Origin of the sequence: Acinetobacter tjernbergiae DSM 14971 = CIP 107465, assembly GCF_000374425.1 — a bacterium.
GTDB lineage: Bacteria > Pseudomonadota > Gammaproteobacteria > Pseudomonadales > Moraxellaceae > Acinetobacter > Acinetobacter tjernbergiae.
In genome coordinates, this window is record NZ_KB894401.1 from 1 (window position 1) to 1,331 (window position 1,331).

1 protein-coding gene is annotated in these 1,331 nt (G+C 42.7%); it reads right to left on the bottom strand.

Annotation, left to right across the window (positions count from 1 at the left end):
* On the bottom strand, positions 1-1,331 hold a 1,331-nt coding region (locus C502_RS19325; RefSeq protein WP_039773441.1), incomplete at both ends, for a YDG domain-containing protein.

Sequence of the window (1,331 nt, forward strand, 5' to 3'; positions counted from 1 at the left end):
AACTGTCCTTGCGCATTCAGGTTGACTTGGTCACCTGTGATTAAGCCGTTCAAGCTACCATTTACAATTGCACTGGTTGTACCATCGTAAACTTTATCCTGAGCGGTCAACACACCTGTGATTTGCTTCTTACTGATGTTGGCTTGTGCTGATGTATTCGCTGCAAGATCGTAGTTGCCTGCATCTGTACCACTGAGATTGCCTGATACATTTACAGTTTTATTCGAAGCTGCATTTTTATCGGCAAACTGTCCTTGGGCATTTAGGTTAACTTGGTCGCCTATAATTAAACCATTCAAGCTACCATTCACAATCGCACTGGTCGTACCGTCGTAAACCTTGTCTTGTGCTGTTAATACACCTGTGATCTGCTTCTTGCTAATGTTGGCAGTGACTTGTCCATTGGTGGTGAGTTCATAGTTGCCTGCGTCCAATCCAACTAAGCTACTTGAAGCCGTGACAACTTTGTTCTGACCTGCGTTCTTATCTACAAATTGCCCTGTTGTTCCAACACTGACTTGATCGCCTGTGATGACACCGCCTGCATTCAAACTACCATTTACAATTGCATTGGTTGTACCGTCATAGACTTTATCTTGAGCTGTTAATACGCCTGTAATTTGCTTCTTGCTAATGCTGGCTTGTGCTGATGTATTAGCGGCAAGATCGTAGTTGCCTGCATCTGTACCACTTAAATTGCCTGATACATTTACATTCTTGTTTGAGCCTGCATTTTTATCGGAAAATTGTCCTTGCGCATTCAGGTTGACTTGGTCGCCTGTGATTAAGCCGTTCAAGCTACCATTTACAATTGCACTGGTTGTACCATCGTAAACTTTGTCTTGAGCAGTAATGCTGCCTGTGACTTGCTTTTTACTGATATTCGCTTGAGTCTGACTATTCGCTTGTAGGCTATAGTTGGCTGCATCTGTACCCGTTAAATTACCTGATACATTTACAGTTTTATTCAAAGCTGCATTTTTATCTGCAAACTGCCCTTGTGCATTTAAGTTGACTTGGTCGCCTGTAATCAAACCGTTCAAGCTACCATTGACGATCGCACTGGTTGTGCCATTGTAAACTTTGTCCTGAGCCGTGATGCTGCCTGTGATTTGCTTCTTGCTAATACTCGCTTGTGCGGATGTATTCGCTGCAAGATCGTAGTTACCCGCATCTGTACCACTTAAATTACCTGATACATTTACATTCTTGTTTGAGCCTACATTTTTATCTACAAACTGTCCTTGCGCATTCAGGTTGACTTGGTCACCTGTGATTAAGCCGTTCAAGCTACCATTTACAATTGCACTGGTTGTACCATCGTAAACTTT